This window comes from Piscinibacter sp., assembly GCF_047600445.1.
Classification (GTDB): domain Bacteria; phylum Pseudomonadota; class Gammaproteobacteria; order Burkholderiales; family Burkholderiaceae_C; genus Piscinibacter.
Genome location: NZ_JASGKT010000001.1, coordinates 641,068 through 666,149 on the forward strand (window position 1 = coordinate 641,068; position 25,082 = coordinate 666,149).

Sequence of the window (25,082 nt, forward strand, 5' to 3'; positions counted from 1 at the left end):
CTCACCCCTGCCCGTGGCAGTGCTTGTACTTCCGGCCGCTGCCGCAGGGGCAGGGCTCGTTGCGGCCGGCCTTGGGCGCCTCGCGGCGTATCGTCTCGACCTTGTAGCGCCGCTCGCGGGTCAGGTCTTCGAGGTCGGCGACGATCACGATCAGGTCTTCGATCGCCTCGTCGAGCGTGGCCAGCGGATGCTCCGCGTCGAGCGTGGCGACCACCTCGCGCTCCTCGTCGGTCTGCGCCGGCAGGTGGCGGTACAGGCGCGCCAGCGCCACGTCGATGGCCGGGTCGGGCAGCTCGACCAGGTCGGGGAAGCTCTCCATCGCGTGCTGGAAGCCCGCCACCCACGGGAACAGCGCCTGCGACACCGGGTTGAGGCTGGCCGCCGGCTCGTCGGTGCGCGGCGGCTCGAAGTCGTCGAGTTCGAGGATCAGCGGGTCGAACCGAGCCGTCCTCGGCGATCGAATGGCGCAGCGCCGCGTGGCGGCGCAGGATCAGCGCGCCGACGCGCTCGCGCCAGGCCGGGTCGGCGTCGTCGGGCAGCGGCTGGCCGTCGAAGTCGAACACGTGCGCCAGCCAGGCCTCGGGTTCGAGCAGCACCGGCTGCACGATCACGCCGCACAGGTAGCCGTCGAGCATCACCGCGTCGAGCGGCTCGAAGGGCTCGGGCGTCTGCGCGAGCAGCTCGTCGAGTTCGGCGAACTCGGCGTCGGTGAGGTCGTGGCTCATGGAAAACGGGCGATCAGACCGAGAAGTGTCCGATCAGGCGATAGCGGGTGCCGGGATGGTACAGGCGCGCCACCGAGGCCACGGCACCCTGCGAGACCGTGCGGCGCGAGACGCGCAGCAGCGCCGAGCCGGCCGGCACCTCGAGCGCGCGCGCCTGCTCGGCGTCGGCCAGCACCGCCTCGACCACCTGCTCGGCCTCGGTCAGCGGCGCGTGCTCGAACAGCACGTGCGAGGGCGTCACCTGCGTGAAGTCGCGCGCCATGAAGCCGGGCGCGAGCGCCGGGTTGACGTGGCGATCCTCGAGCTGGATGGCGACGCCGTTCTCCAGGTGCACCAGGCGCACGTGGAACACCGTGCTGCCCTTGCGCAGCCGCATCGCCGCGGCGACCTCGGCGCCGGCCTTCTCGCGCGCCACCGACAGCACGCGCGTCACGTGCAGGTGGCCGCGCTCGGCGATCTCCTCGTGGATGTCGCGCACCCGCAGCACGTTGGAGATCGGGTGCAGCCGCGCGACGTAGGAGCCCGAGCCCTGGCGGCGCTCGATCAGGCCCTCGTCCTCCAGCTCGCGCAGCGCGTGGTGCACCGTCATGCGCGCGCAGCCGAACTGCTGCACCAGCTCGCGCTCGGAGGGCAGCTTCATGCCCGGCTGCCAGCCGCCGTCGGCGATGCGCTGGCGGATCGAGGCCTTGATGTCCTTCGAGGGCAGGCGGCGGGGCGCGCGCGTCGTCATGGCTTGATCGTCTCCGTGGGCGTGCTAAAGTTGTCTAGACCAGTTTGCGGAGCGCAGCGATGACCTCGACCCCCACGACGACGATCGCCCCGGGCGGGCTGGACAAGGACCTGCTCGCGCGCGCCGCCGCCGGGCCGCTGCGGCTGGCGCTGGCCGATGCCGCCCGGCCCGCCATCCAGGCCAGCGTCGACTGCGTGCGCGCGCTGGTGTCGCGCCACGAGCCGGTGTACGGCATCAACACCGGTTTCGGCAAGCTCGCGCAGACGCGCATCGCCGACGACCAGTTGGCGCAGTTGCAGAAGAACCTCGTGCTGTCGCACGGCGCCGGCGTGGGCCAGCCGCTGTCCGCGCCGGTGGTGCGGCTGATGCTGCTGCTGAAGGCGGCCAGCCTCGCGCACGGCGTGTCGGGCGTGCGGCTGGAAGTGATCGAGGCGCTGCTCGCGCTGCTGGCGCACGACGTGCTGCCGGTGGTGCCCGAGAAGGGCTCGGTCGGCGCCAGCGGCGACCTCGCGCCGCTGGCGCACCTGGCCGGCGTGCTGATCGGCGTCGGCGAGGCCTTCGTGGCCGGCCGGCGCATCAGCGCGCTCGAGGCGCTGCCGCATGCCGGCCTGACGCCCTTCACGCTCGGGCCCAAGGAAGGCCTGGCGCTGCTCAACGGCACGCAGGCCTCCACCGCGCTGGCGATCCACGCCGCGCTGCGGCTGGAGCGCGTGTTCGACGCCGCGCTGGCCGTCGGCGCGCTGACGGTCGACGCCGCCAAGGGCTCGGACACGCCCTTCGACGACCGCATCCACGCGGTGCGCGGCCAGAAGGGCCAGCGCGCCGTGGCGGCGCGCTACCGCGCCTGGCTGGGCGCGAGCGCGCTGCGCGAATCGCACCGGCACTGCGAGAAGGTGCAGGACCCGTACTGCCTGCGCTGCCAGCCGCAGGTGATGGGCGCCTGCCTCGACCAGATGGCGCACGCCTGGAACATCCTGCTGACCGAGGCCAACGGCGTCTCGGACAACCCGCTGGTGTTCGCCGATGCCGGCGAGGCGCTGTCGGGCGGCAACTTCCACGCCGAGCCGGTGGCCTTCGCGGCCGACAACCTCGCGCTGGCCATCGCCGAGATCGGCGCGCTGTCCGAGCGCCGCACCGCGATGCTGATGGACCCGGTGCTGTCGAACCTGCCGGCCTTCCTGGTCGAGCACGGCGGGCTGAACTCGGGTTTCATGATCGCGCAGGTGACCGCCGCCGCGCTGGCCTCGGAGAACAAGTCGCTCGCGCACCCGGCCAGCGTCGATTCGCTGCCGACCTCGGCGAACCAGGAAGACCACGTCTCGATGGCCACCTACGCGGCGCGGCGCCTGCACACGATGCTCGACAACACCGCCGGCATCGTCGGCATCGAATGGCTGGCCGCCGCTCAGGCGCTGGACTTCCACCGCCCGCTGCAATCCTCGCCGACGATCGAGGCGCTTCATGCGCGGCTGCGCGCGCGCGTGCCGCGCCTGGCGGAAGATCGCCTGATGGCGCCGGACATCGCCGCGGCCACCGCGCTGGTCGAAGAGGGCGCCACGATCTGAGCCGCGATCAGTGCTCCATCTGCGCCGTCTTCAGGCTCTCGGCGCGGATGTCCTCGGTCACCACCGCCTTCAGCTCCGAGAAGCGCGGCGTGGTCTTCACCGTGTAGTGGCGCGGCGTCGGCAGGTCGATCGCCAGCTCGTTCTTGATGCGCCCGGGGCGCGCGCTGAACACCACGCAGCGGTTGGCCATGAAGATCGCCTCGTCGACGTCGTGCGTCACGAACAGCACGGTCTTGCGGTGCTGCTCCCAGATCGACAGCAGCAGCTCCTGCATCAGCGCGCGGGTCTGGTTGTCGAGCGCGCCGAAGGGCTCGTCGAGCAGCAGGATCTTCGGGTCGTTGGCCAGCGCGCGCGCCAGCGCCACGCGCTGCTGCATGCCGCCGGAGAGCTGCTTGGGGTAGTGGTTCTCGAAGCTGCGCAGGCCGACCTCGGCGATGAAGCGCGCGGCGATCTCGGCCTGCTGCGCCGCCGGCAGGCCCTTCTCGCGCAGGCCGAAGCAGATGTTCTCGCGCACCGTCAGCCACGGGAACAGCGTGTAGCTCTGGAACACCATGCCGCGCTCGGGGCCCGGGCCGCGCACCGGCGCGCCGTCGAGCAGCACCTCGCCCTGCGTCGGCTCGTCCAGCCCGGCGACGATGCGCAGCAGCGTCGACTTGCCGCAGCCCGAGGGCCCGAGGATGGTGATGAAGTCGTTGTCGGCGACTTCCAGGTCGGTGGGTTGCAGCGCGACGGTCGGCGCGCCGCGGTTCACGCCGGGGAAGGTGCGGCCGACGCCGCGGATGGACAGGCGGCTCATGGTCGGCTCACAGCGAGGCCCAGCGGAACAGCGCGCGGTTGGCGTACTTGAAGGCGAGGTCGGAGACGAGCCCGATCACGCCGATGGTGATGATGCCGAAGATGATCTGGTCGGTGGCCAGCAGCGCCTGGCTGTCGGTGATCATGTGGCCGATGCCGTGCGAGGCGCCGATCAGCTCGGCGACGATCACGTAGGTCCAGGCCCAGCCGAGCACGAGGCGCAGCGTCTCGGCCACCTGCGGCGCGGCGGCCGGGATCAGCACGCGGCGCACGATGCCCCAGTCGTTGGCGCCCAGCGTGTAGGCGGCCTCGACCAGGTCGCGGCGCGTGCCGCCCACCGTCACCGCGATCATCAGCACGAGCTGGAAGAACGAGCCGATGAAGATCACCGCCAGCTTCTGCGCCTCGCCGATGCCGGCCCACAGGATCAGCAGCGGGATGAAGGCCGAGGCCGGCAGGTAGCGCGCGAACGAGACGAAGGGCTCGAAGAAGGCCTCGACCGGCTTGTAGGCGCCCATCGCCACGCCCAGCGGCACGGCCAGCAGCGCCGCCAGCACGAAGCCGCCGAGCACGCGCCAGACGGTGTAGCCGATGTCGGTGGCGAAGCCCTGCTCGGCCAGCAGCGTCCAGCCCGAGCGCAGCATGGTCAGCGGGTCGGCCAGGAAGGTCTTCGAGACGTAGCCGCCCAGCGTGGCGGCGGCCCACGCGGCGAAGAACAGCACGAAGAAGGCGACACCCAGCGCCGCCTTCGGCCCGGGCGCGACCTCGCGCAGCGGCTTCACGGTCCGCCGCCGGGCCGCCCCAAGGCGGACGGCGCCCCTCGGGGGCGGGAGCGAAGCGACTGGGGGGCTGTCATTGAATGAACGAGGTGTCGGCCAGCGACTTCAGGTCGGGGATCTGCTTGATGATGCCGATCTCCAGCAGCAGCTCCGCCGCCTCCTTGCTGAACTGCGCGTGCTCGCCGGCGAAGAACTTCTGGTTCGCCGCCTTGTCCTGCCAGCGCAGGTAGGCCTGGCTCTTCTCGAAGGCCTCGCCGCTTTGCTTGACGTCGGCGCCCATGATCTCGTAGCTCTTCTTCGGGTCGGTCTTGATCATGTCGAGCGCGGCGAAGTAGCCGTCGGCCAGCGCCTTGGCGGCCTTGGGGTTGTCCTTCAGGAACTTGGGCGTGCAGCCGACGGTGTCCATGATCATCGGGTAGTCGAGCGTGGTGGCGATGATCTTGCCCGCCTCCGGCTTGGCGCGCACCGCGCCGAGGTAGGGCTCGTAGGTCATCCCGGCGGCTATGTCCTGGTTGCCGGCGATCATCGCGTTGGCGGCGGCCTGCGGTTCGAGGTTGACCACCTTCACGTCCTTCACCGACAGGCCGTTCTTCTTCAGCATCCAGGCCAGCGTGAAGTAGGGCGCCGTGCCGGGCGCCGAGGCGGCCACCGTCTTGCCCTTCAGGTCGGCGATCTTCGCCACGCCGGGCTTGACCACCATGCCGTCGGCGCCGTAGCTCTTGTCGAGCTGGAAGATCTGCGTGGCGGCCACGCCGTTGGCGTTCCACACCACCCAGGTCTCGACGGTGGTGGCGGCGCACTGGATGTCGCCCGAGGCCATCGCGAGGTGGCGGTCCTTCTGCGGGATCTTGCGCAGCGTCACGTCCAGCCCGAACTTCTTGAACAGGCCGGCCTCCTTGGCCAGCGTCAGCGGCGCGAAGCCGGTCCAGCCGGAAATGCCGATCGCCACAGGGGTTTCCTGGGCCGCCGCGGGCCCGGCGGCGGCGAGAATGGCGGCGGCCGCGAGCGGCCCGGCAACGGACATGGCAAGAGAGCGCTTGTTCTTCATCGTCTCGACTCCTGGAGTGGGATGTGTCCGCCTTGCAAGGCGCGTGCCGCAGTCTACACGGCGGCCTTCACTTACCTAGGCCACTTGACCCAGGGTTGTCACGCATGGAGCAGGAAGTCTTCTCGCTGAGCCGCGGCACCGCGCCGCTGCTGGTGTCGATACCGCACGCCGGCACGCTGATCCCGCACGCGCTGGAGCGGCGCATGACGCCGGCCGCCTTGCAGCGCGCCGATGTCGACTGGCACCTGCCGCGCCTGTACGAGTTCGCGCACGCGATGGGCGCGACGGTGATCGCCGCCCACTACGCGCGCCACGTCATCGACCTGAACCGTCCGCCCGAGGACGAGAGCCTGTACCCCGGCCAGGACGTGACCGGCCTGCTGCCGCTGGACAGCTTCCGCAAGGAGCCGCTGTACCTTCCCGGCGAGGCGCCCGGCGCGGCCGAGCGCGACGAGCGCCGCGAGCGCTGGTGGCGGCCCTACCACGACGCGCTGGCCGAGGAGCTGGCGCGCCTGCGCGCGCGCCACGGCCAGGTGGTGCTGTGGGACGCGCACTCGATCTGCAGCGTGCTGCCGCGCTTCTTCGCCGGCAAGCTGCCCGACCTGAACCTGGGCACCGCCGACGGGCGCGCCTGCGCGGCCGCGGTGCAGGCCGCCGCCGAGGCGCCGATGCGGGCGCAGGATGCCTACACCCACGTCAGCAACGGCCGCTTCAAGGGCGGCTGGATCACGCGCCACTACGGCGCGCCGGGCCAGGGCGTGCACGCGCTGCAGCTCGAGCTGTGCCAGTGCACCTACATGGACGAAACCGCGCCCTTCGCCTACCGCGGCGACCTCGCGGCGCGTGTGCAGCCGCTGCTACGGCAGATGGTCGAGGCCGCCGTGCAGGCGCGCCCGCAGCGGTGAGGCGGCGATCGCGTAGCTCAGCTCGGCCGGGTGGTCGACATCCCACAGGCACAGGTCGGCCACCTTGCCGGGCTCGACCGTGCCGTGCGTGGCGGCCAGGCCGAGCGCGCGCGCCGCGTGGCGCGTGACGCCGAGCAAGGCCTCGGCCGGCGTCATGCGGAACAGCGTGCAGGCCATGTTCATCATCAGCGGCAGGTGCGTGCCCGGGCTGCTGCCGGGGTTGCAGTCGGTGGCCACGGCCATCGGCACGCCGTGTTTTCGGAACAACTCGATCGGCGGCACGCGCGTGTCGCGCAGGAAGTAGAACGCGCCGGGCAGCATCACCGCCACGGTGCCGGCGCGCGCCAGCGCCATCACGCCGGCTTCGTCGACGTGCTCCAGGTGGTCGGCCGACAGCGCGCCGAACTCCGCCGCCAGCGCGGCGCCGTGCATGTTGGACAACTGCTCGGCGTGCAGCTTGACCGGCAGCCCGGCGCGCCGCGCGGCCTCGAAGACGCGGCGCGTCTGCGCCAGGTCGAAGGCGATCGACTCGCAGAAGGCGTCCACCGCGTCGGCCAGTTGCAGCCGCGCCGCCTCGGGCACGATGCGCTCGGCCACCAGCGCGGTGTAGTCGTCGGCGCGGCCGGCGTACTCGGGCGGCACGGCATGCGCGGCCAGCAGCGTGGTGCGCACCGTGACCGGCCACTGCTCGCCCAGCGCGCGCGCCACGCGCAGGCACTTCAGCTCGTCGTCCAGCGACAGGCCGTAGCCCGACTTGATCTCCACCGTCGTGACGCCGTGCGCCATCAGCGCGCGCAGCCGGCGCGCCGACTGCGCGTGCAGTTCGGCCTCGCTGGCCTCGCGCGTCTGGCGCACGGTCGAGACGATGCCGCCGCCGGCGCGCGCGATCTCCTCGTAGCTCGCGCCTTGCAGGCGCATCTCGAACTCGCGCGCGCGGTGGCCCGCGTGCACGAGGTGGGTGTGGCAGTCGATCAGCCCGGGGGTCAGCAGCGCGCCCTGCGCGTCGATCTCGCGCAGCGCGCGTGTCGCCGGGGCCAGTTGCTGCATCGGCCCGAGGTCCGCGATCCGGCCGCCGGCGACGGCGACGTAGGACGGCGGCGAGACCGCGCAGGCCGCGTCGGCGCAGCTCACGACGCGCACGTTGCGCAGCAGCAGATCGAAGGGTGTCGTGGTGTTCATCGCAAGGCCTCGCGCAGCCGGCCGCGCGCGGCGAGAAAACCGCGCTCGGCGGCCGGCGCCGCGGCGTGGCGGCCCGCCTGCACCACCCGGCGCCCGGCCACCCAGACATCGCGCACCGCGTCGCGGCGGTGGCTGGCGAACAGGTGGCTGGCCAGGCGCTCGGCCGGCGCCAGGTCGTCGAGCATCGCGTCGGCGAGGCGAACGAAGTCGGCCTGCTGGCCGGGCGCGAGGCCGGCCACCGCGCGGCCCGCGGCCTGCGCGCCGCCGGCGACGGCGGTGTTCCACATCCGCTCGGCCAGGCCGACGTTGCGCTGGCGGCGCGCCAGGCGCTGGCCGTATTCGAGCAGGCGCAGCTCCTCGGCGGCGTCGACGCTCGCGTGGCTGTCCGAGCCTATGCCCCAGGCGCCGGTCCAGGCCGGCAGGTCGAACAGGCCGTCGCCGAGATTCGCCTCGGTGCTGGGGCACAGGCCGATCACCGCGCCGGCGCGCGCCGCGCCGGCACGCTCGGCGTCGTCCAGGTGCGTGGCATGCACCAGGCACCAGCGCGAATCCACCGGCGCATGGTCGAGCAGCCACTGCAGCGGGCGCGCGCCGCTCCAGGCGAGGCAGTCGTCGACCTCCTGCGTCTGTTCGGCGACGTGGATGTGGATGGGCGCGCCGGGGTCGAGCGCCGTGATGCCGTCGACCAGATCCTTCAAGGCCGGCGGCGGCACCGCGCGCAGCGAATGCGGCGCGACGCCGCTGCGGATGTCTTGCGCGCGCAGCGCCTCGACGATGCGCAGCAACTCGTCCACGCGGTTGAGGAAGCGCTTCTGGTCGGCGCGCGGCGGCTTCGCGCCGAAGCCGCTGGTCTGGTACAGCACCGGCAGCAGCGTCAGCCCGATGCCGGCGCGGCGCGCCGCCGCCGCGAGGCGCAGCGCCATCTCGGCGCGGTCGGCGTAGGGCTCGCCGCCGTTGTCGTGGTGCACGTAGTGGAACTCGCACACCGAGGTGTAGCCGGCGCGCAGCATCTCGACGTAGAGCTGCGTGGCCACCGCCTCCATCTGGTCGGGCGTGATCGCGCCGGCGAAGCGGTACATGCGGTCGCGCCAGGTCCAGAAGCTGTCCTGCGCGGCGCCGCGGTATTCGGTCAGGCCGGCGAAGGCGCGCTGGAAGGCGTGCGAGTGCAGGTTGGGCAGGCCGGGCACGATCAGCCCTTCGATGCGCTCGACGCCCTCGGGCTTGGCAGCCCCGGGCCGCACCGTGGTGAGCCGGCCCTGTTCGTCCCAGGCGAGCAGCACCTCGGCGGCGAAGCCCTCGGGCAGCAGCGCGTGCTCTGCATGCAGGCGGTTCATGGCTGCCGATCGTGGCACAGGCGCACGTGCAGCAGCGCGGCGGCGGCGTCCAGCGGCGCGACGGGCGGTGCGTCGCCATCGAGCAGCAGGCCTTGCAGCGCGCCGAATGCCGCATCGCCGATGCGCCAGCGGCCGCGTGCGGCGAGCAGCAGCGTCTTGTCGCCGCGCCCGGGTTGCGCCGCCGCACGCAGCACGGCGGTGTCGCCGCGCCACGCGCCGCGGCGTGTCATCACGTTGAAGTCGCGGCACGCGCCCGAGGGCAGTCGCGCGTGCAGCGCCCGTTCGCCCGCGAACGACCAGGGTTCGAGCGGGCGCAGCGATTGCACCAACGCGCCCGCCTCGTCGTGCAAGGCCATGCCCTCGCCGCTCAACACGACGATGCAGCGATCCACACCGGGAAAAGCCGAGAACGGCGCCTCGCGCTCGACCTCGGCGACGCTCAGGCGCCAATCGAAGTCCTCACCGCCCGGGCCGGCCGCGATCTCGCGCGTCCACCCCGCGCCGTTCCTCCAGCGCTGCGCCGGAATCGCCGCGAGGTCGATCCGTGCGGCGCTCATCCGCGCAGCATCGGCAGGTTCAGCCCCTGCTCGCGCGCCGTCTTCACGGCCAGCTCGTAACCCGCGTCGGCATGCCGCATCACGCCGCTGGCGCAGTCGTTGACCAGCACACGCGCCAGGCGCTTCGCCGCGGCGTCCGTGCCGTCGGCCACGATCACCATGCCGGCGTGCTGCGAGTAGCCCATGCCGACGCCGCCGCCGTGGTGCAGCGACACCCAGGTGGCGCCGCCCGCGGTGTTCAGCAGCGCGTTCAGCAGCGGCCAGTCGGACACCGCGTCGGTGCCGTCCTTCATGCCCTCGGTCTCGCGGTTCGGGCTGGCCACCGAGCCGGTGTCGAGGTGGTCGCGGCCGATCACGATCGGCGCCTTCAGCTCGCCCGTCTTCACCATCTCGTTGAAGGCCAGCCCGGCGAGGTGGCGTTCGCCCAGGCCCAGCCAGCAGATGCGCGCCGGCAGGCCCTGGAAGGCGATGCGCTCGCCGGCCATGTCGAGCCAGCGGTGCACGTGGGCGTTGTGCGGGAAGAGCTGCTTGATCTTCGCGTCGGTCTTGTGGATGTCCTCGGGGTCGCCCGACAGCGCCACCCAGCGGAACGGGCCCTTGCCCTCGCAGAACAGCGGGCGGATGTAGGCCGGCACGAAGCCGGGGAAGTCGAAGGCGTTCTTCACGCCCTGGTCGAAGGCGACCTGGCGGATGTTGTTGCCGTAGTCCACGGTGGGCACGCCCATCGCGTGGAAGTCGAGCATCGCGCGCACGTGCGCGGCGCAGGAGCGAGCCGCCTCGTCCTTCAGCCGCGCGTGCTGGTTCGCATCGGCCTGCGCGGCGCGCCACTGCGCCACCGTCCAGCCGGCCGGCAGGTAGCCGTTGATCAGGTCGTGCGCCGAGGTCTGGTCGGTGACCAGGCCGGGCTTGAGGCCGCCGGCCCTGGCCCGCTTCGCCAGCTCGGGCAGGATCTCGGCCGCGTTGCCCAGCAGCCCGATCGACACCGCCTCGCGCCGCGCCGTGTGCTCGGCGACGAGCCGCAGCGCGTCGTCGAGGTCGCGCGCCTGCTTGTCGAGGTAGCGCGTGCGCAGCCGGAAGTCGAGGCTGGACTGCTGGCACTCGATGTTCAGCGACACCGCGCCGGCGAAACTCGCCGCCAGCGGCTGCGCGCCGCCCATGCCGCCCAGGCCGGCGGTGAGGATCCAGCGGCCGGCCCATCCTTGACCATTCGCGCCGCCGTAGTGCTGGCGCGCGGCCTCGGCGAAGGTTTCGTAGGTGCCCTGCACGATGCCCTGCGTGCCGATGTAGATCCACGATCCGGCCGTCATCTGGCCGTACATGAACAGGCCTTGCCGGTCGAGTTCGTGGAAGTGCTCCCAGGTGGCCCACTTCGGCACGAGGTTCGAATTCGCCAGCAGCACGCGCGGCGCGTCGGCATGCGTCTTGAACACGCCGACCGGCTTGCCCGACTGGATCAGCAGCGATTCGTCGTCGCCCAGTTCCTTCAGGCATTCGAGGATGCGGTCGAACGCGGCCCAGTCGCGCGCCGCGCGGCCTATGCCGCCGTAGACCACCAGCTCTTGCGGCCGCTCGGCCACGTCGGGGTCCAGGTTGTTCTGGATCATGCGGTAGGCCGCCTCGGTGAGCCACGACCTGCACGCCAGCGTGCTGCCGCGCGGCGCCCGCACGACGCGGCCCGGGGCGCTGCGGGCGGCCTGCGCGGCGGCGTGGGCCACGCGGTTCTGGTCGGCGGGTGAGTTCATGGCGGGCTCCGGCGTGAGGTGGATAAAGTGGCCTAGACCACTTGGCAAAGCATCGCAAAAACCACCGGCCGCGTCAAGGCGCGGCGTCCGCCACCTCGGCGATCTGCGCCAGCAGCCATTGCAGCGCCGCCGAGCGGTCGTGGCGCACGTGCCAGAGCGCGTCGGAGTACACCGCGCCCGGCTCGACCGGCAGCTCGCGCACCACCAGGCGGTCGTCCAGCCCCGTCAGCGCCAGGAAGCGCTCGGGCAGCACGGTCAGCAGGTCGGCCTGCGCCACCACGCGCGCGGCGCTGAAGAACTGGTTGACCGTCAGCACGACGCGGCGGCTGCGCTGCTGGCCGGCCAGCGCCTGGTCGACGAAGCCGTGCGGCCGGCCGCTGAAGCTCACCAGCACGTGCTCGGCGGCGCAGAAGGCGTCCAGCGTCAGCGGCGCTCCGGCCAGCGGGTGCTCGCGCCGCATCGCGCAGACGTAGCGCCCCTCGCCGAAGCGGCGGTGGCGCAGTGGTGCGACGCGGCCCTGCGCCACCAGCGCCGCCACCACTTCCGGGAAGTGGCCCAGCGCGAGGTCGATGTCGGCGTGCCCCAGCGCCTCGCGCGGGTCGCGGTCGAGCAGCGGGCGCACCTCGATCCGGCAGCGCGCGCCCAACGCCTGGAAGCGCGCCATCAGCGGCGGCAGCAGGAAGGCCGCCATCGCATCGGCCATCGTCAGGCGGAACACGCGGGCATCGGCGCACGGGTCGAAATCGCCCGGTTCCAGCGCGGCGCGCAACTGGCCCAGCGCCGAACGCACCTGAGGCCACAGCGCCTCGCCGAAGGCTGTGGGGGCGACACCTCTGGGTGCGCGTGTAAGCAAGTCCTCGCCTACGGTATCACGCAGGCGCTTCAAGGCATTGCTGACAGCGGGCTGCGTCATCGCCAGGCGTTCGGCGGCGCGTGTGATGCTGCCTTCGGCCATCACGGTGTCGAAGACGCGCAGCAGATTGAGATCCAGCGTGCGGAAGTTCACGGGCTGCCTCCCATTCCTTGCGTGAATGCCGAGTATTCATAACATTCACTGCATGCGATAAGTGTTTACCCTATACTGCACCGCAGCATCAAACAGATGCCCAAGGAGTAAATGCCATGACCAGCCACATCCTGCCTTCCCAGTCCTTCCGTCCGGCGCGTTCCGGCGGCGTGGGTCAGGCCTTCGGCGACCTGGCTCTTGCCGCCGCGCGCCTGACCCGGGCGCTGATGTCCTCGCTGAGCCGCGGCGTGCCGCGCGGCCGTCGCCACAGCGCCATCGAAGAGGCCAACGAGCTGCGCCAGTTCGCGAACGGCTACCTGCGCACCGACCCGGGCTTCGCCGCCGACCTGATGGCCGCGGCCGACCGCCACGAATTGATCAACGAAAAGGCCTGAACGGCCACCCGAAGTAGAAAGAAGAGGTCGTCATGACCACTGCAATCGTCAACATCCCGGCCCACGCCAACGCCTTCGGCGTCGAGGGCCCGGCGCCGCGCCTGGCCGACTGGCTGGCGCGCGCCATCCTCGAACTGCCGTCGGCGCTGCGTTCGATCGGCCGCTCGCTGCGCCTGCGCGCGCCCACCGTGCCGGAAGCCTCGGCGCAGTTGCTGCGCCTGGCCGCGGCCTACGACGACATCCAGCCGAGCCACGCGGCCGAGCTGCGCGCCGTCGCGTCGATGAGCCAGCCCGACTGAGGTTTTGCCCGTCCAACGACAAAGGCCGGCGTCCGCCGGCCTTTTCTTTTGTCTCGCCGCGCGGGGGTTCAGGCGCCCAGGCGCTGCTCGATCTTCGCCTTGGTCTGCGTCAGCGCCGCCGGCAGGTGGTACGAGAGCTGGTTGAACAGCTCGCCGTGCAGCGCCATCTCGGCCTTCCATTCGGCCGGGTCGATGCGCGTGACCTGGTCGAACTGCTCGCGCGTGAAATCGAGGCCGGTCCAGTTCAGGTGCTCGTAGTTCGGCGTCACGCCGAACACGTGTTCCACGCCGCCGCCGTTGCCCTCGATGCGCTCGACCATCCATTCGAGCACGCGCATGTTCTCGCCGTAGCCGGGCCAGACGAACTTGCCGTCGGCGCCCTTGCGGAACCAGTTGACGCAGTAGATCTTCGGCAGCCTGGTGCCGGCGGCCTGCAGCTTGGCGCCCAGGTCCAGCCAGTGCTGGAAGTAGTCGCTCATGTTGTAGCCCATGAAGGGCAGCATCGCGAACGGGTCGCGGCGCACCACGCCCTGCGCGCCGGCGGCGGCGGCGGTGGTCTCCGAGCCCATGGTCGCGGCCATGTAGACACCCTCGGTCCAGTTGCGCGCTTCGGTGACCAGCGGCACGGTGGTCGAGCGGCGGCCGCCGAAGATGAAGGCGTCGATCGCCACGCCGTTCGGGTTGTCCCACTCGGCGTCGAGCGCCGGGTTGTTGGTGGCGGCCACGGTGAAGCGCGCGTTCGGGTGCGCGGCCTTGGCGCCGGTTTCCTTGGCGATGGCGGGCGTCCAGTCCTTGCCCTGCCAGTCGATCAGGTGCGCGGGCGCCGCGTCGGTCATGCCTTCCCACCACACGTCGCCGTCGTCGGTCAGCGCGACGTTCGTGAAGATCACGTCGCGCGCGAGGCTGTCCATGCAGTTCGGGTTGGTCTTGCGGTTGGTGCCCGGCGCCACGCCGAAGTAGCCCGCCTCGGGGTTGATCGCGTACAGGCGCCCGTCGGCGTGCGGCTTGATCCAGGCGATGTCGTCGCCGATGGTCGTGACCTTCCAGCCCTTCAGGCCGGCCGGCGGGATCAGCATCGCGAAGTTGGTCTTGCCGCAGGCGCTCGGGAAAGCCGCCGCGACGTGGTACTTGCGGCCCTTGGGCGAGGTGACGCCCAGGATCAGCATGTGCTCGGCGAGCCAGCCCTGGTCGCGCCCCATGGTCGAGGCGATGCGCAGCGCGAAGCACTTCTTGCCCAGCAGCGCGTTGCCGCCGTAGCCCGAGCCGTAGCTCCAGATCTCCTGCGTCTCGGGGTAGTGGACGATGTACTTGGTCTTGTTGCACGGCCAGGCGGCGTCCTTCTGGCCCGGCTCCAGCGGCGCGCCGACGGTGTGCATCGCCGGCACGAAGAAGCCGTCGCTGCCCAGCACGTCGAGCACGGCGCGGCCCATGCGCGTCATGATCTTCATGTTGACGGCGACGTAGGGGCTGTCGGACAGCTCGACGCCGATGTGCGCGATCGGCGAGCCGATCGGGCCCATGCTGAAGGGCACCACGTACATCGTGCGGCCGCGCATGCAGCCCTTGAACAAGGCCTTGTCGCCGGTCTGCAGCAGCGCGCGCATCTCGGCCGGAGCCATCCAGTTGTTGGTCGGGCCGGCGTCTTCCTTGCGTTCGCTGCAGATGAAGGTGCGGTCCTCGACGCGGGCCACGTCGCTCGGGTCGCTGCAGGCGAGGTAGCTGTTCGGGCGCAGCGCGGGGTTCAGCCGCTTCATCGTGCCGGCCTCGACGAGCTGGGCGCACAGGCGGTCGTATTCCTCCTGCGAGCCGTCGCACCAGTAGACGTCCCTGGCCTCGGTGAGCGCCGCCATCTCGGCGACCCAGGCCAGCAGGCGGGCATGACGGACGTAGGCAGGCGCGTTCAGGCGCACCCCTTCGAGCACGGGACGGTTCATGTCGATTCCAATCTTCAAGGTCAAAAAATCGGTGCGGGGCAAGCCGGCCAAGCCCGAGGACAGACGCTCCGGAGGGCTTGCCCTGCCGTGGCCGCGGCGCTCGCCAGCGGTTACGGCGGGTTTCGTGGCCGGGCCGGTTGGCGGCGGCAGGCCACGGATGCGAGGCGCTTGGACGCCATTGTGAAATCAGTGTACCGGCGCGGTAACCACCGAAGGCCGGGGGTGGTCATGCATTCGCTGCATAGTTCTATGCTCAGACTGTGCCGTCCTCGGCTTAAGCTCGCACCACCGATGAAACCCCTGCTGCTGAAACCGTCGTCGCCGGCGCTGCTGGTGCTCGCCCTCACCCTTGCCGCCCCGGCGGCGCACGCCACGCCGGCGGAATACGGCGAGGCGATGTTCCGCCTCGCCACCGAGCGCGGCTGCCTGGCCTGCCATGCGCTGCAAGCCGGGCCGCGGCGCAGCGACGGCCTGCCGCCGATCGCGCCGGCGTGGATCGAGATCGCCAGGCGCTACCGCGACGACCCCGCCGCCTCCGAGCGCCTGACCGCCACGGTGATGGGCGGCTCGAACGCCGCTGCGCGCCACTGGGTCGGCAAGGTGGCCGACGTCAACATGCCGCCCAACGCCGCGGTGGTCAGCGAGCGCGAAGCGCGCGCTCTCGTGAACTGGATCCTGGTCCTGGTGCCCTGACGGGCCCCGGCGCGGCGGCGGCGCCCGCAGAATCGCCGCATGCCGCATCGTCGACGCCTCCTGATCGCCTCGGTGGCCGCGCTGGCCACGCCGCTCGCGCTGCGCGCCCAGCAGCGCGCCTCGCTGGCCGACCCGCTGCGCCTGGGCGTCGACCAGGCGCTGGTCGACTCCGGCCTGGCGGCGGCCTTGCAGAAGACTTTCGGGCGCGACACCGGCGTGGCGGTCAAGCTGCAGCCGGGGCCGTCGCTGCCGCTGCTCGACGCGCTGGAGCGCGGCGAACTGGACGCCGCGCTGACCAACGCGCCCGAGGCCGAAGCCCGCCTCGAAGCGCAGGGCCTGGTGCACGACCGCCGCCGCGTCGCCGACGCGGCGCTGGTGCTGGTCGGGCCGGCGCCGAAAAAGAAGGCGCCCGATCCGGCCGGCGTCGCCGGGATGGGCGACGTTGCCGCCGCGCTGGCGCAGTTGCGCGAGGCGGCGCTGGCCAACCCGGGAGCGATCACCTTCCTCAGCGCCGGCGACGGCTCGGGCACGCATGCGGCCGAGCAGGCGCTGTGGCGCGCGGCCCGGGTCGCGCCCGCCGCGCCCTGGTACGCCAAGGCCGAGCCGGGCGCGCTGGCCGCGCAGGCGCGGCGCCAGGGTGCCTACGCGCTGGTGGAGCGCGGCGTCTGGGCCGGCCAGGGCGGCGCGCCGCTGGCGGTGCTGGTGGACGGCGATGCGCGCCTGGCGCTGCCGGTGCACGTGATGCGCTCGTTTCGTGTCAACCACCCGGCCGGCAAGCTGTTCACGCGCTGGATCACCGGGCCGAAGGGGCGTGCCGTGGTGGCGGCCCGGCGCGGCTACCGCGCGCCGCGCTGAGGCCGGCCGGCGGATTCGCGGAACTGCTGCACCCGCGCGTGGCCCTCGGGCGACGCCGGGGTGTACTCGGTGTGCTGGGGCTGCGGGTGGTCTTGCCCGTTCGCGATCGGGGGGCAGAATGGGGGGTGAGCACCATGTCGCGTGCTTCGCACAACCCAAGGAAGGAGGCCCCGATGGGCATCGTGAGTTTCTTCAAGGAAGCCGGTGAAAAGCTGTTCGGCGGCAAGGAAGCGGTCGCCGCGCCGGCGCAGGCCAGCCCGGCCGAATTGCAGCAGCGCGCCGCCGCCGCCAACGCCGCGGCCAGCCAGGCGATCGAGAAGTACATCGCCGCGCAAGGTCTTTCGGCCGACGGGCTCGCCGTGGCCTTCGACGGCACGAGCAGCGCGGTCACCGTCTCGGGCCAGGCCGCCGACCAGGCCACCAAGGAGAAGATCCTGCTGTGCTGCGGCAACGTGCAGGGCGTCGCCTCGGTGTCCGACCTGATGACCGTGGCGCAGCCGGCCGACGAGTCGCAGTACCACACCGTGGTCAAGGGCGACACGCTGTCGGCGATCGCCAAGAAGTTCTACGGCAACGCCAACCTGTACCCGAAGATATTCGAGGCCAACAAGCCGATGCTCAGTCACCCGGACAAGATCTACCCGGGCCAGTTGCTGCGCATTCCGCCGCAGTAAGCGATCAGCCGCCGGCCCGCGCCGGGCCGCTCCCAAGCGGCCGGCGACCCCCTCGGGGGGTGGCCGCGGTACGCCGCGGCCCGGGGGCTCACATCAGCGCGGGATAGTCGGTGTAGCCGGCTGCCCCGCCGCCGTACAGCGCCTCGCGCTGCAACTCGTTGAGTGGCGCGTTCTCGCGCAGGCGCCGCACCAGGTCCGGGTTCGAGATGAAGGGCCGGCCGAACGCCACCAGGTCGGCGCGGCCCTGGTCGATGGCGGCCATCGCCATCGCGCGGTCGTAGCCGTTGTTGACCATCCACGCGCCGGCCGGGTGCCCCGCCTTGTAGATGCGGCGCAGCGCCTCGAAGTCGAACGGCACCACGTCGCGCGGCCCGCCGGTGGCGCCTTCGATCACGTGCACGTAAGCGGGCTTCAGCGCCGCCAGCTTCTCGACCACGTGGCCGTACAGTGCCGCGGCGTCGCTGTCCTGCCCCAGGCCGTTGGCCGGCGTCACCGGCGACAGGCGGATGCCGCTGCGGCCGGCGCCGACCTCGGCCACCACCGCGGCCATCACCTCCAGCAGCAGCCGCGCGCGGTTGGCGATGCCGCCGCCGTAGGCGTCGGTCCGGTCGTTCAGGCTGTCGCGCAGGAACTGCTCCAGCAGGTAGCCGTTGGCGGCGTGCAGCTCGACGCCGTCGAAGCCGGCAGCGACCGCGTTGCGCGCCGCGGCGCGGTAGTCGGCCACGATGCGCGGCAGTTCGTCGCCGCGCAGCGCACGCGGCGCCGACACCGGCTCGAAACCCTTGGCGGTGTAGGTCTTGGTCTGGGCCGCCTGCGCGCTGGCCGACACCGGCACCATGCCCTCGGGCAGCAGCGAGACGTGCGAGACGCGCCCGACGTGCCAGAGCTGGATCACGATCTTGCCGCCGGCGGCGTGCACCGCGTCGGTCACGCGGCGCCAGCCAGCCACCTGCTCGGCGCTGTAGATGCCCGGCGTGTCGAGGTAGCCCTGGCCCTCGGGCGAGATCTGCGAGGCCTCGGTGACGATCAGCCCGGCGCCGGCGCGCTGGCGGTAGTACTCGGCCTGAAGGTCGCCGGGAACGCGGCCGGGCAGCGCGCGGTTGCGCGTCAGCGGGGCCATCACGATGCGGTTGGCCAGCGCGATGTCGCCGGCCTGGAAGGGGGTGAAGAGCTTGGTCGTCATGGTGCGAGTGAATCAGAAACCTGCCAGAACCGCCTTGCCACGGGCTTTTCCGGATTCGATATAAGCGTGCGCGCGACGCAGGTCGGCCGCATTGATCTGGCCGAAGTGTTCGCCCAGCGTGCTGCGCAGCCGGCCGGCGTCGACCAGGTCGGCGACCCGGCCGAGCAGGTCGTGCTGCGCCTGCATGTCCGGCGTGGCGAACATCGAGCGCGTGAACATCAGCTCCCAGTGCAGCGACAGGCTCTTGCGCTTGAGCGCGCGCGCGTCCAGCGGCTGGGCCGGGTCGTCGATCAGGGCCAGCCGGCCCTGCGGGGCGAGCGCCTCGATCAACTGGGCGAAGTGCTGTTCGGTCTGCGTCAGGCTGGCGACGTGCGTCACGGCGGGCAGGCCGGCGGCGCGCAGCGCCTCGGCCAGCGGCTGGCGGTGGTCGAGGCTCCGGTGGGCGCCGAGTTCGTGCACCCAGGCGGTGGTCTCGGGCCGCGAGGCGGTGCCGACCACGGTGAGCCGGGTCAACTGTCTCGCGAGCTGGGTCAGCATCGAGCCGACGCCGCCGGCCGCCCCGACGATCAGCAGCGTGCCTTCGGTCTGCGCATCGACGCCGAGCCGGTCGAACAGCAGTTCCCACGCCGTGATCGCGGTCAGGGGCAGCGCCGCCGCCTCGGCGAAGTCCAGCGCCGCCGGCATGCGCCCGACGATGCGCTCGTCGACCAGGTGCAGCTCGCTGTTGCTGCCGGGCCGCGTGATGTCGCCGGCATACATCACACGGTCGCCGGGCTTGAACAGGCTCGCTTCGGGCCCGACCGCGTCGACGACGCCGGCGGCGTCCCAGCCGAGCACCCTGGCCTGCCCCGGCGGCGGCGCGCTGTTGCGCCGCAGCTTGGTGTCCACCGGGTTCACCGACACGGCGTGAACGCGCACGCGCAGGTCGCGGCCGCGCGGCTCGGGTTCGGGCAGGTCGAGGTCGATCAGCGACTGCGGGTCGTCGATCGGCAATGGGCGTCGGTAGGCAACGGCTTTCATCGGATGTGATTGCAAAGAGGACGATGCGGCCAATGTAGGTTCGTCATCGACGTTTGATAATGGCGCTCGATCTGACTTCAGTTTCAATCGAGATTTGATGATGGAAGCGCCCGCCGACCTGCAACTGCCGCAGCTCCGGCTGTTCCTGCGCCTGGCCGATGCCGGCACGCTGAGCGCGGCGGCGCGCCAGTTGCACCTGACGCCGGCCGCCGCCAGCGCCTCGCTGAAGCGGCTGGAGAGCCTGCTGAAGGTGCGGCTGGTCGAGCGCAGCACACGCTCGCTGCGCCTGACGCCGGAAGGCGAACTGCTGCGCGAACACGCGCAGCGCGCGCTCGGCTCGATCGACGACGCGATGGCGCTGCTCGGCGCGCGCCGCGAGCGGCTGGAAGGCGAGATCCACATCGCCGCGCCGTCCGACCTCGGCCGGCAGCGTCTCGGCCCGATGCTCGACGACTTCCTCGCCCAGCACCCGGGCCTGCGCGTCGCGCTGCACCTGTCGGATGCGATGCACGACCTGCGCCGCGAGCAGGTCGACATCGCGCTGCGCTACGGCCTGCTGCGCGATTCCGGCCTGGTCGCGCGCCACCTGCACACGACGACGCGGGTGCTGGTGGCTGCGCCGGCCTACCTGGCCGCGCACGGCAGCCCGGCGCATCCGCAGGACCTGGAGCGCCACAACTGCCTGCCGCTGACGCTGGGCGGGCGCGCGCAGATGGTGTGGGCGTTCGCCAAGGGCGCGCAGACCGTGGAAGTGCGCGTGCACGGCAACCGGCGCGCCGACGACGGCGGCCTGGTGCGGGAATGGGCCGTGCAGGGCCTGGGCCTGGCCTACAAGTCGCGGCTGGACGTGCTGGCCGACCTGCGCGCCGGCCGGCTGGTGGCGCTGCTGCCGCAATGGACGCGCGAGTCCTTCCCGCTGCACGCCATCCTGCCCGGCAGCCGCCACGTGCCGCTGCGCGTGCGCCGGCTGGTCGACTGGCTGGCCGAGCGCTTCGCCCGCGTCGAGGACGAAGGGCTTGGCGATACAGTGCGCGTTTCGCCCGCCGACTGACGCCATGCTCGCCTACCGACACGCCTTCCACGCGGGCAACCACGCCGACGTGCTCAAGCACGTCGTGCTGGTGCAGGTGCTGCGCCACATGAACGGCAAGGACAAGCCCTACCGCTTCGTCGACACCCACGCCGGCGCCGGCGGCTACTCGCTCGAAGGCCGCTACGCGCAGAAGAAGGGCGAGTACCTCGACGGCATCGCGCGGCTGTGGGAGCGCGACGCCAAGGGTGAGAGCCTGCCCGAACCGGTGGCCGACTACGTGGCGCGCGTGCGCGAGTTCAACCCCGGCGGCCGGCTCGAGCAGTACCCCGGCTCGCCGGCCTTCGCCCGCATGGTGATGCGCCCGGGCGACCCGATGTGCCTGTTCGAGCTGCACCCGACCGAGCACCGCATCCTGGCGTCCTACCTCGGCGGGCAGCGCCACGTCGACGTGCGCCACGCCGACGGCTTCGACGGCCTGAAGAGCCAGTTGCCGCCGCCCTCGCGGCGCGGCGCGGTGCTGATCGACCCCAGCTACGAAGGCCACGGCGACTACGCGCGCGGGGTCGCCACGCTGCGCGACGCCGTGCAGCGCTTCGCCGACGGCGTCTACATGGTCTGGTATCCGCAGGTGCAGAAGGTCGAGGCGGCCGAGCTGCCGCGCCGGCTGGAGGCGCTGGCGCCCAAGGGCTGGCTGCACGCCCGGCTGACGGTGGCGCGCGCCGACGCGCAGGGCTTCGGCCTGGCCGGCAGCGGCATGTTCGTGATCAACCCGCCCTACACGCTGCACGACACGCTGGCCGGCGTGCTGCCCTGGCTGGTGGAGGCGCTGGGGCAGGTCGCGGGCGCGAACTTCCTGCTCGACCACAAGGCCGCCTGAGGCGCGCTCGACATTCTTCGATCGCCCGCTGCGGCGGCATTTGTAGCGCGATGTAACGCACATGGCCCACAAGCCGCAACAAGCGCTTACCGCCGGGCGACGGAGCTGGTCACTTCGGCGCAGGGCACGTTTTTTGAGGCAGGGGCCGCATGAAGAAGAATGCGCTGCACCGCCTCGCCGCCGCCCTCGTCCTGACGGCGGGGGCGTGCCTGCTCGGCGGCTGCACCACCTCGCTGGTGGTGGCGCATCTGTACGACAAGTTCACCGAGGGCGACCCGACCTCGTGCCACCGCCTCAACAGCGTCGAGCGCGCCTTGCAGCCGCGCTGCGGCCCCTACCGCGGCGGCAGCCTGAAGGCCGAGGACGTGCGTGTCTCCGGCCTGCCGCTGTGCCCGCTGGCGCTGGCGGCGCGCGACCCGGCGCACTGGGCGATGCTGCCCGAGCTGATCGACAAGGGCGCGTCGCCCGAGGCCTGCACCACGCCGCCCTGGGTGGCGCTGGCGCAGGCCCAACCCTGCCCCGACTTCGCGGCGGCGAGCCAGGCCCAGCGCGAGGCGCTGCGCTGGCTGGCCGAGGCCGACGCGCGCGCCATCCACCACGACGTGGTGCGCGCGCTGAGCTGCCCGAACGCACGCGCCGCCGGCCTCGACACGGTGCTCGACGGCTGGCTCGCGCAGGGCCAGTTGCGCGCCGACACCCTGCCCTTCGGCATGCTGGGCGCGCTGCACCCCAGCCACCTGCGCGCGCCGCTGGCGCGGGCGCTGGAGGCGGGCGGCCACAGCGCGCAGGCCGGGCTGGGCGCCCACCACGGACGCCTGAGCGGCGGCTTCGAGGAAGCGCTGCGCAGCGCCGATTTCGACGCGCTCGACTGGTGGGTGCAGCGTGTGCCGACGCTGGTCGACCGCGTGCCCGCCGAACAGGCCAACCAGCTTCCGTGGGCGCCGCTGGCGCGCGTGATCACGCCGGCCTTCGTCGCGGACGAAACGCGCCGGCGCGAGCTGGTCGACTACCTGCTCGCCCACGGCGCCCAGCCCTGGCGCGGGCTGCCGCACGACCCGCGGCAGACCCCGGCGACGCTGGCCGCGACGCTGCAAAGCCCGTTGGCCGAGACGCTGGCCGGCGCGCGCGTCGCCTCGGCGCGCGGCGCCACGGCCGCGGCCGCCGCGGCGGCGCTGCTGCCGGCGCGCTGAAGAAGCGAAGCCTCAGGGCAGCCGGTCCGGCTCGCGCTTGAGGTCGCGGAACGCGGCGAACAGCCACGAGCGCATGCCCACCACCAGCGTGTAGGGGCGCTTCTGCTCGGGCGCGAGCTTCTGGTCGGCCAGGTGCTGCTGCGCGAAGTCCTGCCCGACGCGCTGCAGCCGCTCCATGAAGGTCGCCGCCAGGCTGCGCCCCACCTGCCCGTGCACCAGCATCAGCATCTCGCCCTCGGCGTCGAAGCCGCCGCTGAAGTAGTCGTCGACCACGTGCTGGCGGAAGTAGCTCATCGCCGGCCCGTGCGGGCGCCAGCGGAAGCCCTTGGCCACCTTCAGCCGGTAGCGGTTCAGCGGGCGCAGCTCGATGAAGCCGAGCTTGTCGAGCCGCACCAGGCACTGCACGCACTCCGCCTCGGTGAGCTGGTAGGTGGCGACGATCTGCTCGAAGGTCCATTGGCTCAGCGCGCAGATCGCCACCAGCAGCAGCTTGCGGTCGGCCACCACCGCGGCCTCCTGCTCGTGCGTCAGCTCGCGGCGCAGCGGCTGCGCGTCGGCCACCTTGCGCGCCAGGTCGGCGAAATCCATCTTCAGCACGCGCAGCACCTCGTCGATGCGCGACAGCGGCATGTCGGCCTTGGCGAAGACGCGCTTGATGCTCGATTCGGCCATGCCCAGCTCGCGCGCCAGGTCGGCGTAGGTGACGCCGGCGGCCTTCAGCTCGGCCTTCAGCGCGGTGACCAGGTCGTGGGTTGTGCTCATCTCGTTCGGCTCCTAAAAGTACCACGAAACGATACTTCAGGCGCGCAGCAATGCAACCCTCCTTGGGGTGATGGATACCGTCGGCGCGGCACGGCAGGATGCAACCACCTTCAACCACCCGACAGGGATGACTGCATGAACCGCACCGCGATCCACCACGACACCAAGGCCTGGAAGGCCCAGGTCTGGATCTCCTTCGGCGTCGCCGCCTGCCTGGCCGCCACCGGCCTGGCCTACCTGCCCGGCCAGGACCTGGACCGCGCCTTCATGTTCATGGGCTACGGCTTCAGCCTCTCGGCCGCCTTCATGGTCGCCAAGTACGTGCGCGACAACCAGGGCCAGCGCGTCGACACGCCGATGTGGGGCTTGGTCGTCTGGGGCGGCTTCGCGCTGGCGATGGCGCTCACCGGCTGGGGCCTGTGGCGCATGGACATCAACCCGACCTACAAGGCCTTCCTCGGCGTGGCCTGGATGTTCCTGGTCTCCAGCGTGTTCACGCTGGCCAAGACGCTGCGCGACGCGCACGAGGCGCGCATCGCCGAGATCCGCGCCGAGGCGCGCCGCATGGGCCACGAGCAGTGAGGCGCACGATGAAGAACCCGAACCGACTTTTCCGTTCCATCGCCGTCGCGGCCGCGCTGGCCGCCAGCCTGGCCGGCCCGGCGCGCGCCCACCCGCATGCCTCGGACGCCAGCGCGCTGTCGATGCTGCCGGTGGCGGTGTCGGTGGCCGCGCCGGCGATGCTGCTGTCCGGCGGCGCGATGCTGACCGTCGTCGCGGTGCAGGCCTCGGCCGAAGGCACGGTGTGGGTGCTGGAGCGCGTCTCCGACGGCGTGCGCGCCAGCGTCACGCTGTCGGCCGCGGCGGCCGGCGGGCTTTCGGTGGCCGCCGGCACGGCGATCACCGTCAGCGCCTTCAGCGCCGGCTGGGTGCTGTCGGCGGCGGGCAAGGCGCTGGCCTACATCCCGAACGAGATCGGGCAGGCGCTGCTCTACAACGAGCGCATCAGCCGATGAAAGCCGCGCTGACCCTCGTGCTGGCGCTGGCCGCCGGCGCCGCGCAGGCCGGGCGAAGCTGCGAGCAGAAGCCGCCCGAGGCGCTCAACGTGCAGCGCGCGATGACGCTCGCCCAGCACACCGCCGCTGCACTCGACGCCAGCGGCGCGCAGGTGGTGGTGCTGGCGCGCGCCGGGCAGGACTTGTCGAAGTACGGCCTGGCCTGGTCTCACCTCGGCCTGGCCTACCGCGACGGGCCGCGCTGGCGCGTGGTGCACAAGCTCAATGCCTGCGGCAGCGCGCGCGCCGACGTCTTCCGCCAGGGCCTGGGCGAGTTCTTCCTCGACGACCTGCACGAGTACAAGGCCGGCTTCGTCGTGCCCGAGCCGGCCCTGCAGGCCAGGCTGCTGCCGCTGCTGCGCGACGACGCGCAGGCGACGCGGCTGCACACCAGCGCCTACAGCATGGTGGCCTACCCCTGGGCGCAGCGCTACCAGCAGAGCAACCAGTGGGCCGTCGAGACGCTGGCGCTGGCCAGCGCGCCGCAGGCCACGACGCGTGAACGCGCCCAGGCCTGGCTGAAGCTCAGCGGCTACGAGCCGACCACGTTGCGCCTGGGCGCGCTGACCCGCCTGGGCGCGCGCGCCACCGCGGTCAACATCGCCTTCGACGACCATCCGAACGAGAAGCGCTTCTCGGATCGCATCGAGACCGTCACCGTCGACTCCGTGTTCGCGTGGTTGAATCGCAGCGGGCTGGGCGCGCCGGTGCAGACGGTGCGCTGAGCCGAGAACGACAACGGGAGGA

Annotated in this window: 27 protein-coding genes and 1 pseudogene; 13 read left to right on the top strand and 15 right to left on the bottom strand. The window is 72.0% G+C overall.

All coding sequences use genetic code 11. The features are described from left to right. Nucleotide 1: 1 nt before the first annotated feature. The 3 genes and pseudogenes from QM792_RS02980 to hutC form a co-directional block, all read right to left on the bottom strand. Nucleotides 2–364 (bottom strand): SEC-C metal-binding domain-containing protein, encoded by a 363-nt coding sequence (locus QM792_RS02980; protein ID WP_415147694.1) that lies wholly within the window; start codon nt 362–364, stop codon nt 2–4. 136 nt (nt 365–500) lie between these two features. Beyond that, nucleotides 501–725 (bottom strand): annotated as a pseudogene (locus QM792_RS02985) (UPF0149 family protein); the annotation flags it as partial. A gap of 13 nt (nt 726–738) precedes the next feature. Further along, nucleotides 739–1,455, bottom strand: coding sequence for a histidine utilization repressor (gene hutC / locus QM792_RS02990; protein WP_415147695.1), 717 nt, complete (start codon nt 1,453–1,455; stop codon nt 739–741). A gap of 59 nt (nt 1,456–1,514) precedes the next feature. Between hutC and hutH the strand changes: the two genes are divergently transcribed. Continuing rightward, complete coding sequence (hutH, locus tag QM792_RS02995) at nt 1,515–3,020, top strand: histidine ammonia-lyase (RefSeq protein ID WP_415147696.1); 1,506 nt, start codon at nt 1,515–1,517, stop codon at nt 3,018–3,020. 7 nt (nt 3,021–3,027) lie between these two features. Here the strand turns inward: hutH and QM792_RS03000 are convergent, their stop codons facing one another. The 3 genes from QM792_RS03000 to QM792_RS03010 form a co-directional block, all read right to left on the bottom strand. Then, nucleotides 3,028–3,816, bottom strand: coding sequence for an ABC transporter ATP-binding protein (locus QM792_RS03000; protein ID WP_415147697.1), 789 nt, complete (start codon nt 3,814–3,816; stop codon nt 3,028–3,030). 7 nt (nt 3,817–3,823) lie between these two features. Further along, complete coding sequence (locus QM792_RS03005) at nt 3,824–4,597, bottom strand: ABC transporter permease (protein ID WP_415147698.1); 774 nt, start codon at nt 4,595–4,597, stop codon at nt 3,824–3,826. A gap of 70 nt (nt 4,598–4,667) precedes the next feature. Next, on the bottom strand, nt 4,668–5,642 hold the full coding sequence (locus QM792_RS03010; RefSeq protein WP_415147699.1) for an ABC transporter substrate-binding protein: 975 nt from the start codon (nt 5,640–5,642) through the stop codon (nt 4,668–4,670). A gap of 104 nt (nt 5,643–5,746) precedes the next feature. Between QM792_RS03010 and hutG the strand changes: the two genes are divergently transcribed. Beyond that, the gene (hutG, locus tag QM792_RS03015; protein WP_415147700.1) at nt 5,747–6,547 is read left to right on the top strand and encodes an N-formylglutamate deformylase; all 801 of its coding nucleotides are present in this window, start codon (nt 5,747–5,749) and stop codon (nt 6,545–6,547) included. Here the strand turns inward: hutG and hutI are convergent. The 5 genes from hutI to QM792_RS03040 all read right to left on the bottom strand — a co-directional run bounded on the left by hutI (nt 6,500) and on the right by QM792_RS03040 (nt 12,365). Continuing rightward, nucleotides 6,500–7,726, bottom strand: a complete 1,227-nt coding sequence (gene hutI, locus QM792_RS03020) for an imidazolonepropionase (RefSeq protein ID WP_415147701.1) — start codon at nt 7,724–7,726, stop codon at nt 6,500–6,502. The genes hutG and hutI overlap by 48 nt on opposite strands. Then, nucleotides 7,723–9,060: a formimidoylglutamate deiminase gene (locus tag QM792_RS03025; RefSeq protein WP_415147702.1), complete on the bottom strand. Its 1,338-nt coding sequence runs from the start codon at nt 9,058–9,060 to the stop codon at nt 7,723–7,725. Before QM792_RS03025 ends, hutI begins: the two co-directional genes overlap by 4 nt. Continuing rightward, nucleotides 9,057–9,617 carry a HutD family protein gene (locus QM792_RS03030; RefSeq protein WP_415147703.1) on the bottom strand — a complete coding sequence of 187 codons (561 nt, stop codon included), beginning with the start codon at nt 9,615–9,617 and terminating at the stop codon, nt 9,057–9,059. The genes QM792_RS03025 and QM792_RS03030 overlap by 4 nt, the downstream gene beginning before the upstream one ends. Beyond that, nucleotides 9,614–11,359 carry a urocanate hydratase gene (gene hutU, locus QM792_RS03035; RefSeq protein ID WP_415147704.1) on the bottom strand — a complete coding sequence of 582 codons (1,746 nt, stop codon included), beginning with the start codon at nt 11,357–11,359 and terminating at the stop codon, nt 9,614–9,616. The genes QM792_RS03030 and hutU overlap by 4 nt, the downstream gene beginning before the upstream one ends. A 73-nt stretch (nt 11,360–11,432) precedes the next feature. Beyond that, nucleotides 11,433–12,365 (bottom strand): LysR family transcriptional regulator, encoded by a 933-nt coding sequence (locus tag QM792_RS03040; RefSeq protein WP_415147705.1) that lies wholly within the window; start codon nt 12,363–12,365, stop codon nt 11,433–11,435. Nucleotides 12,366–12,481: 116 nt separating this feature from the next. Here QM792_RS03040 and QM792_RS03045 point away from each other — a divergent pair, with 116 nt between their 5' ends. Both QM792_RS03045 and QM792_RS03050 read left to right on the top strand, forming a co-directional pair. Then, nucleotides 12,482–12,760, top strand: coding sequence for a hypothetical protein (locus QM792_RS03045; protein ID WP_415147706.1), 279 nt, complete (start codon nt 12,482–12,484; stop codon nt 12,758–12,760). Between the two features lie 32 nt (nt 12,761–12,792). Then, a complete protein-coding gene (locus QM792_RS03050; RefSeq protein WP_415147707.1) occupies nt 12,793–13,059 on the top strand; it encodes a hypothetical protein in 267 nt (88 codons plus the stop codon). Between the two features lie 68 nt (nt 13,060–13,127). Here the strand turns inward: QM792_RS03050 and QM792_RS03055 are convergent, their stop codons facing one another. Further along, nucleotides 13,128–14,993, bottom strand: coding sequence for a phosphoenolpyruvate carboxykinase (GTP) (locus tag QM792_RS03055; protein WP_415147708.1), 1,866 nt, complete (start codon nt 14,991–14,993; stop codon nt 13,128–13,130). A 291-nt stretch (nt 14,994–15,284) separates the two neighbouring features. Between QM792_RS03055 and QM792_RS03060 the strand changes: the two genes are divergently transcribed. The 3 genes from QM792_RS03060 (at nt 15,285) to lysM (ending at nt 17,215) form a co-directional block, all read left to right on the top strand. Next, nucleotides 15,285–15,686 (top strand): c-type cytochrome, encoded by a 402-nt coding sequence (locus QM792_RS03060; RefSeq protein ID WP_415147709.1) that lies wholly within the window; start codon nt 15,285–15,287, stop codon nt 15,684–15,686. 39 nt (nt 15,687–15,725) lie between these two features. Beyond that, nucleotides 15,726–16,541, top strand: coding sequence for a substrate-binding domain-containing protein (locus tag QM792_RS03065; protein ID WP_415147710.1), 816 nt, complete (start codon nt 15,726–15,728; stop codon nt 16,539–16,541). A gap of 173 nt (nt 16,542–16,714) precedes the next feature. Further along, entirely contained in the window at nt 16,715–17,215 is a 501-nt protein-coding gene (gene lysM, locus QM792_RS03070) for a peptidoglycan-binding protein LysM (RefSeq protein WP_415147711.1), read from the top strand. A gap of 88 nt (nt 17,216–17,303) precedes the next feature. On the opposite strand, the gene QM792_RS03075 is transcribed toward lysM, so the two are convergent. Then, entirely contained in the window at nt 17,304–18,398 is a 1,095-nt protein-coding gene (locus tag QM792_RS03075; RefSeq protein WP_415147712.1) for an alkene reductase, read from the bottom strand. A 12-nt stretch (nt 18,399–18,410) separates the two neighbouring features. Beyond that, a complete protein-coding gene (locus QM792_RS03080; protein ID WP_415147713.1) occupies nt 18,411–19,418 on the bottom strand; it encodes a zinc-binding alcohol dehydrogenase family protein in 1,008 nt (335 codons plus the stop codon). 100 nt (nt 19,419–19,518) lie between these two features. Between QM792_RS03080 and QM792_RS03085 the strand changes: the two genes are divergently transcribed. From QM792_RS03085 to QM792_RS03095, 3 genes are all read left to right on the top strand, one after another. Further along, complete coding sequence (locus QM792_RS03085; RefSeq protein WP_415147714.1) at nt 19,519–20,469, top strand: LysR family transcriptional regulator; 951 nt, start codon at nt 19,519–19,521, stop codon at nt 20,467–20,469. A 4-nt stretch (nt 20,470–20,473) separates the two neighbouring features. Continuing rightward, entirely contained in the window at nt 20,474–21,328 is an 855-nt protein-coding gene (locus QM792_RS03090; protein ID WP_415147715.1) for a 23S rRNA (adenine(2030)-N(6))-methyltransferase RlmJ, read from the top strand. Nucleotides 21,329–21,477: 149 nt separating this feature from the next. Then, nucleotides 21,478–22,518 (top strand): hypothetical protein, encoded by a 1,041-nt coding sequence (locus QM792_RS03095; RefSeq protein WP_415147716.1) that lies wholly within the window; start codon nt 21,478–21,480, stop codon nt 22,516–22,518. A gap of 12 nt (nt 22,519–22,530) precedes the next feature. Here QM792_RS03095 and QM792_RS03100 read toward each other — a convergent pair whose 3' ends face one another. Continuing rightward, the gene (locus QM792_RS03100) at nt 22,531–23,280 is read right to left on the bottom strand and encodes a helix-turn-helix domain-containing protein (protein ID WP_415147717.1); all 750 of its coding nucleotides are present in this window, start codon (nt 23,278–23,280) and stop codon (nt 22,531–22,533) included. A 135-nt stretch (nt 23,281–23,415) separates the two neighbouring features. On the opposite strand from QM792_RS03100, the gene QM792_RS03105 reads away from it, so the two are divergent. From QM792_RS03105 to QM792_RS03115, 3 genes are read left to right on the top strand one after another with little or no spacing between them, the layout of a single operon-like run. Then, nucleotides 23,416–23,862 (top strand): YiaA/YiaB family inner membrane protein, encoded by a 447-nt coding sequence (locus QM792_RS03105; protein WP_415147718.1) that lies wholly within the window; start codon nt 23,416–23,418, stop codon nt 23,860–23,862. Between the two features lie 8 nt (nt 23,863–23,870). Continuing rightward, nucleotides 23,871–24,296 carry a hypothetical protein gene (locus QM792_RS03110; RefSeq protein ID WP_415147719.1) on the top strand — a complete coding sequence of 142 codons (426 nt, stop codon included), beginning with the start codon at nt 23,871–23,873 and terminating at the stop codon, nt 24,294–24,296. After that, nucleotides 24,293–25,060: a DUF2145 domain-containing protein gene (locus QM792_RS03115; protein WP_415147720.1), complete on the top strand. Its 768-nt coding sequence runs from the start codon at nt 24,293–24,295 to the stop codon at nt 25,058–25,060. The genes QM792_RS03110 and QM792_RS03115 overlap by 4 nt, the downstream gene beginning before the upstream one ends. Nucleotides 25,061–25,082 lie beyond the last annotated feature (22 nt).

What these genes read in the sequence shown, in the direction of transcription:
- QM792_RS03055 (WP_415147708.1), bottom strand. Translation starts at nt 14,993, where the DNA reads ATGAACCGTCCCGTGCTCGAAGGGGTGCGCCTGAACGCGCCTGCCTAC.
- QM792_RS03010 (WP_415147699.1), bottom strand. Translation starts at nt 5,642, where the DNA reads ATGAAGAACAAGCGCTCTCTTGCCATGTCCGTTGCCGGGCCGCTCGCG.
- QM792_RS03110 (WP_415147719.1), top strand. Translation starts at nt 23,871, where the DNA reads ATGAAGAACCCGAACCGACTTTTCCGTTCCATCGCCGTCGCGGCCGCG.
- QM792_RS03115 (WP_415147720.1), top strand. Translation starts at nt 24,293, where the DNA reads ATGAAAGCCGCGCTGACCCTCGTGCTGGCGCTGGCCGCCGGCGCCGCG.
- QM792_RS03000 (WP_415147697.1), bottom strand. Translation starts at nt 3,816, where the DNA reads ATGAGCCGCCTGTCCATCCGCGGCGTCGGCCGCACCTTCCCCGGCGTG.
- QM792_RS03030 (WP_415147703.1), bottom strand. Translation starts at nt 9,617, where the DNA reads ATGAGCGCCGCACGGATCGACCTCGCGGCGATTCCGGCGCAGCGCTGG.
- QM792_RS03060 (WP_415147709.1), top strand. Translation starts at nt 15,285, where the DNA reads ATGAAACCCCTGCTGCTGAAACCGTCGTCGCCGGCGCTGCTGGTGCTC.
- hutH (WP_415147696.1), top strand. Translation starts at nt 1,515, where the DNA reads ATGACCTCGACCCCCACGACGACGATCGCCCCGGGCGGGCTGGACAAG.
- hutI (WP_415147701.1), bottom strand. Translation starts at nt 7,726, where the DNA reads ATGAACACCACGACACCCTTCGATCTGCTGCTGCGCAACGTGCGCGTC.
- hutU (WP_415147704.1), bottom strand. Translation starts at nt 11,359, where the DNA reads ATGAACTCACCCGCCGACCAGAACCGCGTGGCCCACGCCGCCGCGCAG.
- hutG (WP_415147700.1), top strand. Translation starts at nt 5,747, where the DNA reads ATGGAGCAGGAAGTCTTCTCGCTGAGCCGCGGCACCGCGCCGCTGCTG.
- QM792_RS03090 (WP_415147715.1), top strand. Translation starts at nt 20,474, where the DNA reads ATGCTCGCCTACCGACACGCCTTCCACGCGGGCAACCACGCCGACGTG.
- QM792_RS03100 (WP_415147717.1), bottom strand. Translation starts at nt 23,280, where the DNA reads ATGAGCACAACCCACGACCTGGTCACCGCGCTGAAGGCCGAGCTGAAG.
- QM792_RS03080 (WP_415147713.1), bottom strand. Translation starts at nt 19,418, where the DNA reads ATGAAAGCCGTTGCCTACCGACGCCCATTGCCGATCGACGACCCGCAG.
- hutC (WP_415147695.1), bottom strand. Translation starts at nt 1,455, where the DNA reads ATGACGACGCGCGCGCCCCGCCGCCTGCCCTCGAAGGACATCAAGGCC.
- QM792_RS03045 (WP_415147706.1), top strand. Translation starts at nt 12,482, where the DNA reads ATGACCAGCCACATCCTGCCTTCCCAGTCCTTCCGTCCGGCGCGTTCC.
- QM792_RS03095 (WP_415147716.1), top strand. Translation starts at nt 21,478, where the DNA reads ATGAAGAAGAATGCGCTGCACCGCCTCGCCGCCGCCCTCGTCCTGACG.
- QM792_RS03075 (WP_415147712.1), bottom strand. Translation starts at nt 18,398, where the DNA reads ATGACGACCAAGCTCTTCACCCCCTTCCAGGCCGGCGACATCGCGCTG.
- QM792_RS03050 (WP_415147707.1), top strand. Translation starts at nt 12,793, where the DNA reads ATGACCACTGCAATCGTCAACATCCCGGCCCACGCCAACGCCTTCGGC.
- lysM (WP_415147711.1), top strand. Translation starts at nt 16,715, where the DNA reads ATGGGCATCGTGAGTTTCTTCAAGGAAGCCGGTGAAAAGCTGTTCGGC.
- QM792_RS03085 (WP_415147714.1), top strand. Translation starts at nt 19,519, where the DNA reads ATGGAAGCGCCCGCCGACCTGCAACTGCCGCAGCTCCGGCTGTTCCTG.
- QM792_RS03025 (WP_415147702.1), bottom strand. Translation starts at nt 9,060, where the DNA reads ATGAACCGCCTGCATGCAGAGCACGCGCTGCTGCCCGAGGGCTTCGCC.
- QM792_RS03105 (WP_415147718.1), top strand. Translation starts at nt 23,416, where the DNA reads ATGAACCGCACCGCGATCCACCACGACACCAAGGCCTGGAAGGCCCAG.
- QM792_RS03065 (WP_415147710.1), top strand. Translation starts at nt 15,726, where the DNA reads ATGCCGCATCGTCGACGCCTCCTGATCGCCTCGGTGGCCGCGCTGGCC.